The sequence below is a fragment of the Mesorhizobium intechi genome (genome assembly GCF_002879535.1).
GTDB classification, from domain to species: Bacteria; Pseudomonadota; Alphaproteobacteria; order Rhizobiales; family Rhizobiaceae; genus Mesorhizobium; species Mesorhizobium intechi.
In genome coordinates this window covers 91,775-104,301 of sequence record NZ_PNOT02000169.1, presented here as the reverse complement: position 1 = coordinate 104,301, position 12,527 = coordinate 91,775, and the positions used below count along the sequence as shown (strand labels likewise).

At 65.0% G+C, this 12,527-nt stretch carries 13 protein-coding genes; 3 read left to right on the top strand and 10 right to left on the bottom strand.

What is annotated here, in order from left to right:
• The first annotated feature begins 408 nt into the window (after nt 1-408).
• From gspD to gspG, 3 genes are read left to right on the top strand one after another with little or no spacing between them, the layout of a single operon-like run.
• Nucleotides 409-2,535, top strand: a complete 2,127-nt coding sequence (gene gspD, locus C1D09_RS14595) for a type II secretion system secretin GspD (protein ID WP_143974978.1) — start codon at nt 409-411, stop codon at nt 2,533-2,535.
• 2 nt (nt 2,536-2,537) lie between these two features.
• Nucleotides 2,538-3,032 (top strand): prepilin peptidase, encoded by a 495-nt coding sequence (locus C1D09_RS14590; protein WP_143974977.1) that lies wholly within the window; start codon nt 2,538-2,540, stop codon nt 3,030-3,032.
• Entirely contained in the window at nt 3,032-3,499 is a 468-nt protein-coding gene (gene gspG / locus C1D09_RS14585; RefSeq protein ID WP_246135751.1) for a type II secretion system major pseudopilin GspG, read from the top strand. The genes C1D09_RS14590 and gspG overlap by 1 nt, the downstream gene beginning before the upstream one ends.
• Before the next feature lie 19 nt (nt 3,500-3,518).
• On the opposite strand, the gene C1D09_RS14580 is transcribed toward gspG, so the two are convergent.
• From C1D09_RS14580 to C1D09_RS14535, 10 genes are all read right to left on the bottom strand, one after another.
• Nucleotides 3,519-4,232 carry a general secretion pathway protein GspJ gene (locus C1D09_RS14580; protein WP_143974975.1) on the bottom strand — a complete coding sequence of 238 codons (714 nt, stop codon included), beginning with the start codon at nt 4,230-4,232 and terminating at the stop codon, nt 3,519-3,521.
• On the bottom strand, nt 4,229-4,603 hold the full coding sequence (locus C1D09_RS14575) for a PulJ/GspJ family protein (RefSeq protein WP_167514610.1): 375 nt from the start codon (nt 4,601-4,603) through the stop codon (nt 4,229-4,231). Before C1D09_RS14575 ends, C1D09_RS14580 begins: the two co-directional genes overlap by 4 nt.
• Nucleotides 4,585-5,058 (bottom strand): GspH/FimT family pseudopilin, encoded by a 474-nt coding sequence (locus C1D09_RS14570; protein WP_143974974.1) that lies wholly within the window; start codon nt 5,056-5,058, stop codon nt 4,585-4,587. The genes C1D09_RS14575 and C1D09_RS14570 overlap by 19 nt, the downstream gene beginning before the upstream one ends.
• Nucleotides 5,055-6,272 (bottom strand): type II secretion system F family protein, encoded by a 1,218-nt coding sequence (locus tag C1D09_RS14565; RefSeq protein WP_143974973.1) that lies wholly within the window; start codon nt 6,270-6,272, stop codon nt 5,055-5,057. The genes C1D09_RS14570 and C1D09_RS14565 overlap by 4 nt, the downstream gene beginning before the upstream one ends.
• The gene (locus C1D09_RS14560) at nt 6,272-7,915 is read right to left on the bottom strand and encodes a GspE/PulE family protein (protein ID WP_143974972.1); all 1,644 of its coding nucleotides are present in this window, start codon (nt 7,913-7,915) and stop codon (nt 6,272-6,274) included. The genes C1D09_RS14565 and C1D09_RS14560 overlap by 1 nt, the downstream gene beginning before the upstream one ends.
• Nucleotides 7,912-8,838 carry a general secretion pathway protein GspK gene (locus C1D09_RS14555; protein ID WP_143974971.1) on the bottom strand — a complete coding sequence of 309 codons (927 nt, stop codon included), beginning with the start codon at nt 8,836-8,838 and terminating at the stop codon, nt 7,912-7,914. The genes C1D09_RS14560 and C1D09_RS14555 overlap by 4 nt, the downstream gene beginning before the upstream one ends.
• Nucleotides 8,835-9,392, bottom strand: coding sequence for a hypothetical protein (locus tag C1D09_RS14550; RefSeq protein WP_143974970.1), 558 nt, complete (start codon nt 9,390-9,392; stop codon nt 8,835-8,837). The genes C1D09_RS14555 and C1D09_RS14550 overlap by 4 nt, the downstream gene beginning before the upstream one ends.
• A complete protein-coding gene (gspM, locus tag C1D09_RS14545; protein ID WP_143974969.1) occupies nt 9,389-9,982 on the bottom strand; it encodes a type II secretion system protein GspM in 594 nt (197 codons plus the stop codon). Before gspM ends, C1D09_RS14550 begins: the two co-directional genes overlap by 4 nt.
• A gap of 2 nt (nt 9,983-9,984) precedes the next feature.
• Nucleotides 9,985-11,034, bottom strand: coding sequence for a PilN domain-containing protein (locus C1D09_RS14540; RefSeq protein ID WP_143974968.1), 1,050 nt, complete (start codon nt 11,032-11,034; stop codon nt 9,985-9,987).
• A 292-nt stretch (nt 11,035-11,326) separates the two neighbouring features.
• Nucleotides 11,327-12,454, bottom strand: a complete 1,128-nt coding sequence (locus tag C1D09_RS14535; protein ID WP_143974967.1) for a serine hydrolase domain-containing protein — start codon at nt 12,452-12,454, stop codon at nt 11,327-11,329.
• Nucleotides 12,455-12,527 lie beyond the last annotated feature (73 nt).

Below are 12,527 nucleotides of genomic sequence, written 5' to 3'. Positions count from 1 at the left end.
TAGAAAGAATGAGTGATGAAAGTTATATTATTAAATTCTTTAAGGAGTATGAAAATGAATTGGAGGACGTCGGGACGTATGTGGCAAATCAATTCGAATATAGGAAATTAGTTTCAGCTATAAGATTATACGTGAAAAATATTGAGAATACTATTGTTGATGGCCCAAAATTGCGATAATTACAGCCGAACTACGGTGACAGTGTACTTTTTGCTATGTCCGCTTCACCGCTCATGGGCACTGCTTTGTTGAAGCGCAAGACCCCCCATCAATACTCAGATCGCAGGCGTTCGTGTCCTGGTGCCAGCCATCTCTCACCTACCCTGTGGATAGACCCCAAACACCGCCATCATTCCCGACATCGGCTTGCAAGAAGCCCTAGACTGAAGCTCTTGGGGAATCGGGTGGATGTCGAGCAAGCCGAGTCATTGCGTCGTGTTGTTCACGCTGCTGGCTGTTGCCGGCTGCACCTCCGCGCCGGGCAAGGACTTCTTCACCGAGACCATCGACAGCCTGCACGCCAAGACTTCGCCCCTGCGGGCGGGCTATTCCGGGCCTGCCGCCGTCACCTCGGCATCGGGCGCGGCACAGCGCTTCAACGGCGCGCAGTATCAGGGCACCGGCCAGTTCGTCTCGTCGGGCGCCCCGGTCACCAAGGTGACGGGCGACGGCTCCGGCAAGTTCGAGCTCAACCTGGTCAACGCGCCGATCGCCGACGCGGCCAAGGCGGTGCTGGGCGATGCGCTGCACCTCAACTACATCGTCGACCCGCGGGTGCAGGGCACGGTGACGCTGCAGACATCGCAGCCGGTTTCGCAGGATGCGCTGGTCGATATCCTGCAATCGGCGTTGGCGGTGAACGCCGCCGGCATCACCAGCCGCGGCGGCACCTACCAGATCGTGCCGCTGTCGGAGATCATGGCCTCGACGCCGCCGGTCAGCGTGCCATCGACCTCGCCGTCCGGCCCCGGCGTCAAGGTGCAGGTGCTGCAGCTGCAGTTCATCGCCGCCGACGAGATGAAGACCATTCTGGAACCGATCACCCGCCAGGGCTCGGTGCTGCGCGTCGATTCCACCCGCAACATCATCACCGTCGCCGGCAGCGACAGCGACCTCAATGCGATCCGGGAAGCGGTTTCGGTGTTCGATGTCGACTGGATGCGCGGCATGTCGGTGGCGCTGCATCCCTTGAAAACCTCCAAGCCGGAAGCGGTCGCCGCCGAACTCGATTCGATCTTCGGCACCAAGGAAGGGCCTGGCGCCAAGCTCATCCAGTTCATCCCCAACGACCGGCTGAATTCGGTGCTGGTGATCACCTCGCGCCCGGCCTATCTGGCGCGCGCCGCAACCTGGATCAACAAGCTCGACAGGCTGGCCGAGACCAATGAAAGCCAGCTTTTCGTCTATCAGATCCAGAACCGGCCGGCCAAGGAACTGGCATCGGTGCTGAGCTCGGTTCTCGGCACCACGGTGAAGACCGAAGGCCAATCGGGCGGCTCGAACGTCTCGCCCGACCAGACGCCGATCGCCATGCAGTCGGACGGCGTCACGCCGGCGCCGCTGACCGGGCCCTCGCCTTCGCTGCCGCAGCAGGACAATCAGTCGCCCGCCCATGCCACCGTCGTCGCCGATGTCGAGAACAATGCGCTGCTGATCCAGACCACGGCGCGCGACTACCAGCGCATCGAGCAGATCCTGACCAAGGTGGACGTGCTGCCTACGCAAGTCATGCTGGAAGCGGTGATCGCCGAGGTCACGCTCAACGACGACCTGAAATACGGCCTGCGCTGGTTCTTCGAGAATGGCGGCACCAAGGTGTCCGTGACCGACGTGGCCAAGGCAGCCGCGGCGGCCACCCTGCCCGGCTTCAACTGGAGCTATGCAACCGACAATATCCAGGTGACGCTCAGCGCGCTTTCCAAGATCACCGACGTCAATGTCATTTCGGCGCCCACCATCATGGCGCTCAACAACCAGAAGGCGATCCTGCAGGTCGGCGACCAGGTGCCGATCCTGACCCAGCAATCGCAGGACACCGGCAATGGCAGCGCGCCGATCATCAACTCGGTCCAGATGAAGGATACCGGCGTCATCCTGACGGTGACGCCGCGCATCAACAATGCCGGCAGGGTCATGCTCGACATCCAGCAGGAGGTCAGCAACGTCACCAAGACCGACAGTTCCGATATCGACTCGCCAACCATCCAGCAGCGCAAGATCCAGACGCGCGTGCTGGTCAATGACGGCGAGAGCCTGGCGCTGGGCGGCCTCATCCAGCAGAACAACAGTGTCGACCGCAGCCAGGTGCCGATCCTCGGCGACATCCCGATTTTCGGCAATGCGTTCAAGCAAAAGGACGACACCATCAGGCGGACCGAATTGATCATCTTCATCCGGCCGCATGTCGTTCGCGACATCAATGAGGCCCGCGAGGTGACGGACGAATTCCGCGGCAAGATCAGCCTGCAGACGCCGATCCAGAAGCGGCGCGGCGGCACCAAGCTGCAGCAGGATCTGAAGAGGCTGGCGTATTGACGATGGCCACGCCCCCCTCTCTCGTGCTGGCCGCCACGATCGCCCTCGCGGCCGTGCTCGCCGCCATTTCGATCGCCGATTTCCGCCGCCAGATCATCCCCGACGGTCTCAACCTGGCGCTCGCCGGCATCGGCCTTTCCTACCAGCTGGCGGCCGACGCCGAGGGGGTGCCGGTGCAGATCCTCTTCGCCGCCGCGACCTTCGCCGCCGCCTGGCTGCTGCGGCACGGCCATTTCCTCGTGACCGGCCGGATCGGTCTCGGCCTCGGCGACGTCAAGATGCTGGCGGCCGCTTCATGCTGGATCAGTCCGCTGCTGTTGCCKGTGCTGCTGTTCATCGCCAGCGCCAGCGCGTTGCTGTTCGTCGGCGGGCAAGTGGTCGCGACAGGGCCGGCGGCAGCGCGGGCCCGCGTCGCCTTCGGTCCGTTCATCGCCATCGGCCTCGGCGCAAGCTGGGCGCTGGAGCAATTTGCAGGTCTAGACATGGGACTGCTCTGATGATGCGCTTTCTTCAACCCTCCGAAAAGCTTCAATCCGAAAAAATGGGCCGCAACCGCGATGATCGCGAAGGCGGCTTCACCCTGGTCGAGCTTCTGGTCGTGCTCGCCATCATCGCCCTGATCGCCACGCTGGCGGCGCCACAGGTGCTGCGCTATCTCGGCGCGGCCAGGACCAATGCGGCCAAAGCGCAGATCCGCAACATCGAAAGCGCGCTCGAACTCTACTATGTCGACAATGCGAAATACCCGACCGACGAAGAAGGGCTCAACGCCCTGGTCGCGCAGCCTGCCGGTGAAACGCGCTGGAACGGGCCTTATCTCAAGGGAAGCACCGGCCTCAAGGATCCATGGGGCAGGCCCTACTCCTACGAAGTGAAGGCCGATGCCAGCGGCGTGGTCATCCGCAGCCTTGGCAAGGACGGCAAGCCCGACGGAACCGGCGAGGATCAGGACGTCACCAACTGACGGCGGCCGCAGAGCGCGCTCAATTCGTGCGAGGGGGGCCGGCCAGATCGAGGCGGGCAAAGCCTCGCGATGAATAGGCCGCGCCATCGAGTACCACCGAAAGGGTGAAGCGCACGGCGGCGGGCAGTCGTCGCGGCGCATTCCAGCCCGGCAGCCACGATGGCGGCGCCAGCGCGTTGTCGAGATACTCGAACTTCATGGCACTCACGCCGCCGATCAGCCGCACCCGTTCGCCCGACACCGCCGCGCCGGGTTTGCCGCCGCGCCGCGTTTTCTGGACGATGGCCAGCGCCATCCCCGTCTGGCCCCCGTCGCCGAGCGAGACGGCAATCTCGCGCAATGCGGTGGATTTGAAACCGATCGCCTGAACGGCATTGAACTCGATCCGGGCACCGTCGCCGCTGAGATAGAGCACCTGGTCCGGCGACGATTTCGACAGGGGCAAAGCCTCGGCATGATTTATCGCCGTCTCGAGAAACCGCGATGCGGCGTCGACCTCCATCTGGAACTCGGTAGCCTTTTCGATGCGTATCATCGTTCGCGCCTGGCCGAGAAAGACCATCATCAGCGATGTGATGACGCCGATCAGCGCCAGGCCCACCAACACATCGATGAGCGCAAAACCCGCCACCGGTGCCGAGGCTCCCGGATGCGCATTGACGCCCAGACAGGCAGAGCCTGCAATATGGCGGCGGATGGCGCGGGCCTTCGTCCGAGCGCGGGAGAAGCTCATGGCGCGACCGGGCCTTGCGCCGGCACAAAGGTCAGAAACGGCCCGCCTGGAAACGCGCCGCCCGGCTTTTCGATGAGAACGGCGGTCACTTTCGCTTTCGCGACGTCTATCGTGCGGGTCTTCAGGGTCCAGCCGGGTTGCGCCGCGGTCTGTGCCCGGGCCTCATAGTCGGCCAGCATCATGCGAACCGTTCTGGCCGCTTCGACCTGGCGCTTGGCCGCGGCAATGCTGCGGCTGGCCAGCACGATCGACTGGCTGGCGATGCCCAGCACGAGCGCCAGGATCGTCATGGCGACGATCATCTCCAGGATCGAGAATCCATCTTCGGATGACGGTTGGGACAATGGCGCGGTCACGGCAGGGCCCGCCATGTCGGAAGCCCTGTCAGCCAGTTGACCCCTATTCGCGCGGTCCGGCCTTTTTGCTGCAGCGTGATGTCCATGCCGGAAGCGCGGCCGTCGGGAAGGAAGGTCAGCACCGTCTGCCGGTCGGCGACGACAGTCTCCCGGCCGGTGACGACGGTCATTTTGACATCGTCCGGCAAGACAAGATTGTCTCGCTCGCCGAAACGGATGAGACGGCTACCCAGATCGACAAGGACCTGCTTCGGCCGGGCGGTGGCGATGGCCGACGTGCGCGACAGGCGCAACCGCATGGTGATCTCGCCGGCCACCGTCTCCAGGCTCTTGGTGCGATAGTGGCCGACCAGCCCCGGTGCGGCGATGGCGGCGACAAGCGCCATGATCGCCAGCACCACCAGCATCTCGACCAGGGTGAACCCCGCCGTTGCGTGTGCCTGCGTGTCGGCTGCGGGAGCGGCGGTCATTGCAGCGCCAGATCGTTGATGCTGAGGATCGTCGTCATCACCGAAATGACCAGGCTGCCGACGAGAAAGCCGAGCGAGATCGTCAGCGCCGGCGTCAACAGCTTCAGCACGGTGTCGATGCGCCGCGTCAGCGTCAGCTGAAGCATCCTGGCGGCGCGATCCAGCACCACGGGAAGGGCGTTGGCCTCTTCGCCAAGGGAGACCAGCGAGACTGTCGCGTGATCGAAAATCCCTGCCTTGACGATCGCGCCGTGCAGGCGGGCGCCATTGGCGACATTGTCCTCGATCGATGCAAAGCTTGCCGCCAGCGAACTCTGCCTGGAAACATTGGCGGCAAGGCCAAGCGCCTCGGTCATCGCCACGCCATTGCCGAGCAGCAGCGCCAGCGTTTCAAGATAACGCGCGATCACGGCGTCCCTGACCAGCGTGCCGATCAGCGGGATCTTCAACAGCCATCGCGAAAGCTGTCTTCTGGCGCCGGCGGAACGGGACAGCAGGAGATAACAGAGCAGGCCAAGCACCGCAGCCAGCGGGAAAACGAAGGGGTAATCGCGGAACACCGTGCCGAAGGCGGAAAGCATGGTCATGGTGAACGGCTTGGGGGCGGAGGAGCCCTCGAAGATCGGCTCCAGCGCCGGGACCAGGACCGTTGCCAGAATAACCAGCGCGCCGCTCATGACCAAGAGCAGGAAGGCCGGATAGGCCAGCGCCTCGATGATCGCGGCGCGGCGCTTGGCCGTCGCCTCGAACGTGTCCGCCAGCCGCTGGCAGATAAAGGCCATCTTGCCGCTGCGCTCGCCGCTGGCAAGCAAGGCGGCAACGTCCGGGGTGATGCCCGGCAAGGCAGCAAAGGCTTCGGCGATCGGCCGGCCGCCGGTGGTCAGGTCAAGCACCGATTGCAGCTGCTGGCGCCGTTGCCGGTTGGCTTCGCCGGAGATGACCGCACCCAGGGCGCGGTCGACCGTGAAGCCGGCATTCAGGAGGACCGAAAGCTCGGAGAACAAGCGGCTGAGGTCGACCCTGCGGGTCAGCGTCAGCGCGCTGCGCCCCGGCAGGCGCAGCTGCGGCCTTTCGCTGTTCACCGGCGCAAGATGGTAGGACCGGCGGCCCTGCTGCGCCAATTTTCGGGCGGCGTCCTGTTTGGTCGACGCATCGAGAACACCCGCCTCCGTCGAGCCGTCGGCCAGGTAGGCGCGATAGGCAAAGGCCGGCATCAGTCACCTCCCGCTAGATCAATGACACGGCGGACCTCGTCCATCGTGGTGACCTGCGCTCGGGCAAGGGTGGTTGCGTGGACAGACATCGGCACGAGGTCGTCCTCGGCCGCAATGCGGCCGATCTCCATTTCGCCGGCGCCTTCATCGATAAGCCCGGCGATGCGCGGCGACACCTGCAGCATTTCATAGGTCACGGTACGGCCGCTGTAGCCGGAGCCGTTGCAGGTGCGGCAGGCCGGACCGGTCTGCTCGGCGCCCCGGCAGGTCGGGCAGATACGCCGCAACAGCCGCTGCGCGATGACGCCGCGGATCGTCGCGCCGAGCAGATAGCCGTCGATGCCCATGTCGCGCAGCCGCGTCAGCGCGCCTGCGGCACTGTTGGTGTGCAGTGTCGAGAACACCAGATGGCCGGTCAAGGCCGCCTGCACCGCCACCTGCGCCGTCTCGCGGTCGCGGATTTCCCCGAGCAGGATGATGTCGGGATCCTGGCGCAGGATTGAGCGCAGCGCGGCGGCAAAGTCGAGGTCGATCGCCGGATTGACCTGCAGCTGGGTGATGCCGGTCATGCGGTACTCGACCGGATCCTCGACCGTGAAAATCTTGACGTCCGGCCGCGAGCGCTCGGCAAGGATCGAGTAGAGCGTCGTCGTCTTGCCACTGCCGGTCGGCCCGGTGATCAGCACGATGCCATTGGCCGCCTGCGACATGTGACGGATCTTGGCCTGCGCGGCACCATCGAAGCCAAGCTTCTCCAGCTTCAATTCGACGCCGGCGCGATCGAGAATGCGCAGTACGATGGCCTCGCCGTGAATGGACGGAATGACCGAGACGCGCAGGTCGACATCCCTGCCGCGCACGGCGATGCGCATGCGGCCGTCCTGCGGCAGGCGCCGTTCGGCGATGTTGAGGCGCGACAGGATCTTGATACGGGTGGAGATGCCGGACAGCATCGCGATCGACGCGGTGTCGACGGTGGACAGCATGCCGTCATGCCTGAAGCGGATGCGGACATGGTCCTCCAGCGGCTCGATGTGAATGTCGGTGGCTCTCGCGTCGACCGCCTTGTGGATGGTCTCGGCGACGAAGCGCACGATCGGCGCCTCACGGGCAAAATCCTTCAGCCGCTCGAGGTCGTCCGGGCCGAAATCCAGGATTTCACCACTGCCGCCGCCATTCGAAACGGCAGCCAGCGCCGATTGCTCGATGCGGTCGATGCATTCGGCGATCATGCGCCTTGGCAAGATGCGCAGCGCCAGGGTCCGCTCATAGTGGAAGGCCAATGCATCGATGGTGGCCGAGGAGAAGGGATCAGCCACGGCGACGACCAGCCGTTCGGCGTCCATCTGCAGCGGCAGGATGGCGTTTTCCCTGAGATAGGCCAGCGGCACGCTTGCCAGCATTTCGGGGCTGACCTGTTCGGGGATCTCGACCAGCGTCGGTGCTTCGAGGTAGCGGCTGAGGCTGCTGGCTAGCTCCAACTCGCCGATCAGCCCGAGTTCGGTCATCACCGTATCGAAGGGATGCCCCGATGTCCGCGATGCCCCCAAGGCACGCTGGGCGGCATGCGCGCTCAGCACTTTCTCGCCCTGGAGAAAGGCGAGGAACGCCTCGATCTCCTTGGTCTGGGCGGAAGCGTTCATGAGCTCCACGCCCGCAGAATCTGCGCCGCCTCAGTGCCGAAAAGCACTTCGCAGTCAGCGGTGCCGGCGGCCGGTGGCAACGCGCCGGCTTCGGCGGCCGGGCTCCGGGAGACGCGTGAGAATGCCGCGCCCGTCGGGGATTTTTCGATGATGAACCCGGCCTCGCCGACGATGCCGGTACCGTCCCGCCTCACCACCACTTCGACCGTATAGGCGGACGCATCGGCCGACGCTACAACGACCGAAGCGCTGGAGCCACCGGCAAGAGCCGCGCGAAGACGGCCCGGCGCGCGGTCGATGCTGATCGTGCCCCGCTTCGAGTTGACCGTGAAAACGCCATTCAAGGTCCGCAGGGGTATCGACGCCAGTGCCGAAAACTCCTGCAATTCGGACACGGATTCGAACGGCGCCTGCTTGTCCTCGGGCGGTCCGACGGCGCTTCTCGACCGCGGCAGGTCGGCGAACGGCTTGGCGTTGTCGCGAAAGCGGATCGCGGCCTTGGCCAGTTCGGCGGATGTCTGCTGCTCGAAGCCGAGCGCCGCAAAGCCAAGCTCCAGCAGGCGGTCATCCGCGGCGTTGAGATCGATCAGCCCGCCATGATCCTGGACGCGCACTGTGAAACTGAACCCTCCCGAACGGCATGATGCCGGCGTGGAATCCAGGGCAAACTTTTGCCGGCCGGAGGCGCCGGTCAACGTGCTCGCGACCACATTGCCGAGGCCCTCGCCCAGCAGCGACAGGCGCTCCTGTTCGACCTCGCTGTTGGCGATCATCAACCGTGTTTTGGCCGTCACGGCAAAGGGGACGACGATGGCCGAGACGATCAGCATGAACACCAGCACGGCAACCAGCGAAAAGCCGCTGCGGGCGCTTTCATCCCGCGAGCTGGTGCCTGCGCTGACATGAGGGGCGCGGTCGCTCATAGTTGCGGTTCGCTCGGGGGTGGCGGCGGCGCATTCTTCCATGGCGGATAAAGCGGGATGCGCGCCAGCTTGCCATCCCGCTCCAGCACGGCCTGATCCTTGTCGATCGCCGACACCCTCCAGCCGCCAACAGTGTCGCCACTGCCATACCAGACCGCTGCTTCGCTGCCGGCGACACGCAGCAGCGCCTTCGCGGCACCGCCGTGAATGCTGATACCCAGCAGCGATGGTGCAACCGCCGGCGGGGCGTCGGGTGGCGGTGGCGCTGGCGCCGGCTCGACGGGGGTAACGGCAACCTCCACCGGCGGCGGCGCGACCGGCGGGGGCACGAATTTCCGGCGTGTCGGCGTGAAGAGCGGACGCTGGAACGTCTCGCTGAAATCGCCCGTTTCGGGAAATTGCAGCGATCCCGCGACTGAAACCAGGCCGCCATCATGCCCCTTGCCGGAAGCGAAGGGCGTGATGTCGACAGGGGTATCGTAAAGCCAGACATTGACCACAGCGAGGGCCGCGATCACCGCCGCAATCGCCAGGCCTGTGAATTTCCCGGTCATGGCTTGACCCCGGCGGGGGCCATCGGCGTCTGCAAAGGCCCGTAAAACAGGATCTCGGCGAAAAGCTCGGGGTCTCCGGTCCGTCCCGCCGCCGGCCTGACATCGGTGGTGCGCAAGGTGGCCTCGCGGATGAACAGCACCGGCAGCGACGTCTCGATGGCGAGAATGGCGTTATGGATACCCTCCAGCGGCCCAGAAAGATTGGCCCGCAGCCCGATGAAATCGACTCCGGCTTCGCTGAGCACCGGTGCATTGCCGGCAGACAGCACGCTGACCCCATTGGCGGCCGCAATCGCGTTCAGCCGGGTCTGTAGCCCGCCGCGGATGATCGCCTCGCTGCCGCCAGTCAGAAATTCGGGATTGGCCGCGGCTTCCGGACCGGCGGCGCTGTCGAGGCGCTTTGCCAAGGCGGCCACGCTCCGCAGCTGGCCGAGAAGCTCGCGCTTTTCCTCGATCCCGGCCTGTGCGGAGGCGACGCTGTCGAGCGCCGCGAATACCAGCCAGGCAAGCACGCAGGCCGCGACCGCGGCGATAGCCAGCGCAATCAAGCGGCGGATCGTCGGCCTCGTGTTTAGGATGGCGGAGAGCATCGTCAGAGCGCTCCGATCTTGGCCGAAATGGTGAAGTGCTCGCCGTCCTGGCCGGGAACCTTGACCACCGGCGAAGCGAATTCGGGCGCCGAAAACAGTGGCGAGGCGTCGATCGGCTGGATCAGTTCGGCGGCCGAGGTGGAAAAACCTGAAATGGTCAGGTCGTCGCCCTTGGCGGAGAGATCGGTTAGCCAGGCCGTATCGGGCAGCAAATGCGTCAGCTCGGCCCAGACACGCACCAGCGACGCCGTCGTCTTCTTTTCCTGACGGATCTTTTCGATCCGCTCGATGGCAGCCTGGCGCTTCTGCAGCGAGGTGCGCGCCGCCTTGGCCAGCACCTGCGCATCGGCGATCTGCGTATCCAGTTCAGCCTCGGCTTGCCAGGCGCGCCAATGCGCATACGCGAAGGTCACCAGCACGGCCCCGGCCAGCGTCGAAAGGGCGGCAATCCAGGCGGTTCTGATGCGCCGGTCGCGCGCCGTCGCCGGCCAGATGGCGGCGAGGCTCAGCGGATCGGCGCGCAGCTCGGTTTCGGGCCGCGACAGCGACAGGCAGCGAACCGTCCCGCCGGCCCGGTGGACCGCGTCCAGCACGGCGGCAAGCGTCTTGGCCTTGACGACATGGTAGGCGCTGTCCTGTTCCGCCGTCGCGGCGAAGACGACATGCACCTGCGCCGGGTCGATCGGCGTCGAAGCCATAAGGTCGAGTTCGGCCATGTCGCGTGCCTGCCGAACCGGCAGGCGCCGCGCCGAGAGCTGGCGGGTCAGGAAAAGGCCTGGCTGGACCCTGATATCGAAGCTTGGCCGCCTGCGCCGGGCCCCGCCTTGCAACAGCGCCAGTATCTCGTCGGAGGACGCCGTCAGCGCCAGCGGGATCGATTGGAACTCCGGCGCCTTGGCCTCGCGCGCACGAATCCCGTCATCCGCCAGGCTGACGATCCAGTCGCCGGCGGACGCTTGCTCTTTCCTGGGAACAAGCCGCGCCCAGACCCCTCGCAGCTCATCGAGCCACCAGTCGAAAAAATCCAGAACCTGCGCGTTGAATGTCGCCACAATCAACCACCCGCCGCCCCGGCTGATTCTCAGCCGGGGTTTCAGGCCGAGACTACTACAGATGGTGACGTGATGCGGATATTCGCGAAGGCGTAGGAGAGGGATTAGCCACAGCTTTGTTGATACGCCACGGGATAGGGAGGCAGCTGTGTGCCTTGCATCGGAATGGCACGCCGACAATCCCGAACGACCCGATGCTGCAAGCCGCCGGCGCGAACCAGGGTCACTTTCGCTCCACCGAGTGCGCACCGGTTCCGTCCTGCCGGACCGCGGCTGGCCTTCGGTCATTCAGTCAGAGCGAGGCGTATACGGCGTCGATCAACATCTTGCGGCGCGGGTCCATGTCGTCAAAGCCCAGCATGCGGTTGGTGACGTAGCCGAAACCGACGCCGGCACCAGGATCGGCAAAACCGATGGCGCCGCCCCAGCCTGTGTGGCCGAAGGATTGCGGCGACGCACGGCCGGCATAGACTGGATCTTCCATCTGATAGCCCGCGGCGAAGGCGGTGGGTGCGGAAAAGCTTTCATCCGTGCCGCGAAAACGCTGATGCGCCGCCGCTTCGATTGCCGCGCGGCCGATCAGTGGATGGCCCTCCCAGACGCCGCCGGCTGCCATCGTGCCGTAAATACGCGCCAGTGCGCGTGCCGTCGACTGGCCATTGCCGCCCGGCACCTCGGCGGCGCGCCAGACGCGGTCGTTGGGGGCCAATGCACGGGGCGCCGGATTGTCGGCTGCGTGGGGAAAGGGCGAGGCGCGGACAAAGTCGACCCAGTCCGAGGCACCGGGGCCTTCGATCATCTCGGCGACCCTGGAATCCTCACTGTCCGGCAGACCGACATGAAAATCGGCCCCGAGCGGGCCCGCGATCTCTTCGCCGATGAAGCGGCCGATGCTTCGTCCGTCGACGCGTCGCAGCACCTCGCCAGCAAGATGGCCGTAAGTAAGCGCGTGATAGATCAAGCGGCTGCCGGGTTCCCACAGCGGTGGCATGGCCGCAAGCGCGTCGACAAAGGGCGTCCAGGCGAACATGCCCACCTCGTCCATCGGCACGGCAAGGCCATTCAACCCCGCCTGGTGCGACATCACCTGGTCAAGCGTGATGCGCTCCTTGCCGCCGGCCGCGAATTCCGGCCAGTAACGGGCAATGGGTGCGGCATAGTCCAGCTTGCCGCGCTCCACCAACATGGCGATCGCCAGCGCCACGACGCCCTTGGTGGAGGACCAGACATTGATCAGGGTGTCCTGCTGCCACGGGCGGGTTCGCGCGGCATCGGCATGACCGCCCCAAAGGTCAACGACAGTCTTGCCGTGGGCGACGACGGATACGCCACCGCCATGTTCCAGCCCTTGGGCGAAACACTCGGCAAACGCCGCGCGCACGGCACCAAAGCGCGGATCGCAGACACCATCAATGTTCATGCGTGAATCTCACCAGGTACCGATATGACGGGAATGCCGCCGTTGAGGCCATTCTGGCTTGGCGGGAACCCAC

Coding starts and splice junctions, on each gene's coding strand:
- gspD (WP_143974978.1), top strand. CDS start 409: ATGTCGAGCAAGCCGAGTCATTGCGTCGTGTTGTTCACGCTGCTGGCT.
- gspG (WP_246135751.1), top strand. CDS start 3,032: ATGATGCGCTTTCTTCAACCCTCCGAAAAGCTTCAATCCGAAAAAATG.
- C1D09_RS14580 (WP_143974975.1), bottom strand. CDS start 4,232: ATGAGCTTCTCCCGCGCTCGGACGAAGGCCCGCGCCATCCGCCGCCAT.
- C1D09_RS14575 (WP_167514610.1), bottom strand. CDS start 4,603: ATGGCGGGCCCTGCCGTGACCGCGCCATTGTCCCAACCGTCATCCGAA.
- C1D09_RS14570 (WP_143974974.1), bottom strand. CDS start 5,058: ATGACCGCCGCTCCCGCAGCCGACACGCAGGCACACGCAACGGCGGGG.
- C1D09_RS14565 (WP_143974973.1), bottom strand. CDS start 6,272: ATGCCGGCCTTTGCCTATCGCGCCTACCTGGCCGACGGCTCGACGGAG.
- C1D09_RS14560 (WP_143974972.1), bottom strand. CDS start 7,915: ATGAACGCTTCCGCCCAGACCAAGGAGATCGAGGCGTTCCTCGCCTTT.
- C1D09_RS14555 (WP_143974971.1), bottom strand. CDS start 8,838: ATGAGCGACCGCGCCCCTCATGTCAGCGCAGGCACCAGCTCGCGGGAT.
- C1D09_RS14550 (WP_143974970.1), bottom strand. CDS start 9,392: ATGACCGGGAAATTCACAGGCCTGGCGATTGCGGCGGTGATCGCGGCC.
- gspM (WP_143974969.1), bottom strand. CDS start 9,982: ATGCTCTCCGCCATCCTAAACACGAGGCCGACGATCCGCCGCTTGATT.
- C1D09_RS14535 (WP_143974967.1), bottom strand. CDS start 12,454: ATGAACATTGATGGTGTCTGCGATCCGCGCTTTGGTGCCGTGCGCGCG.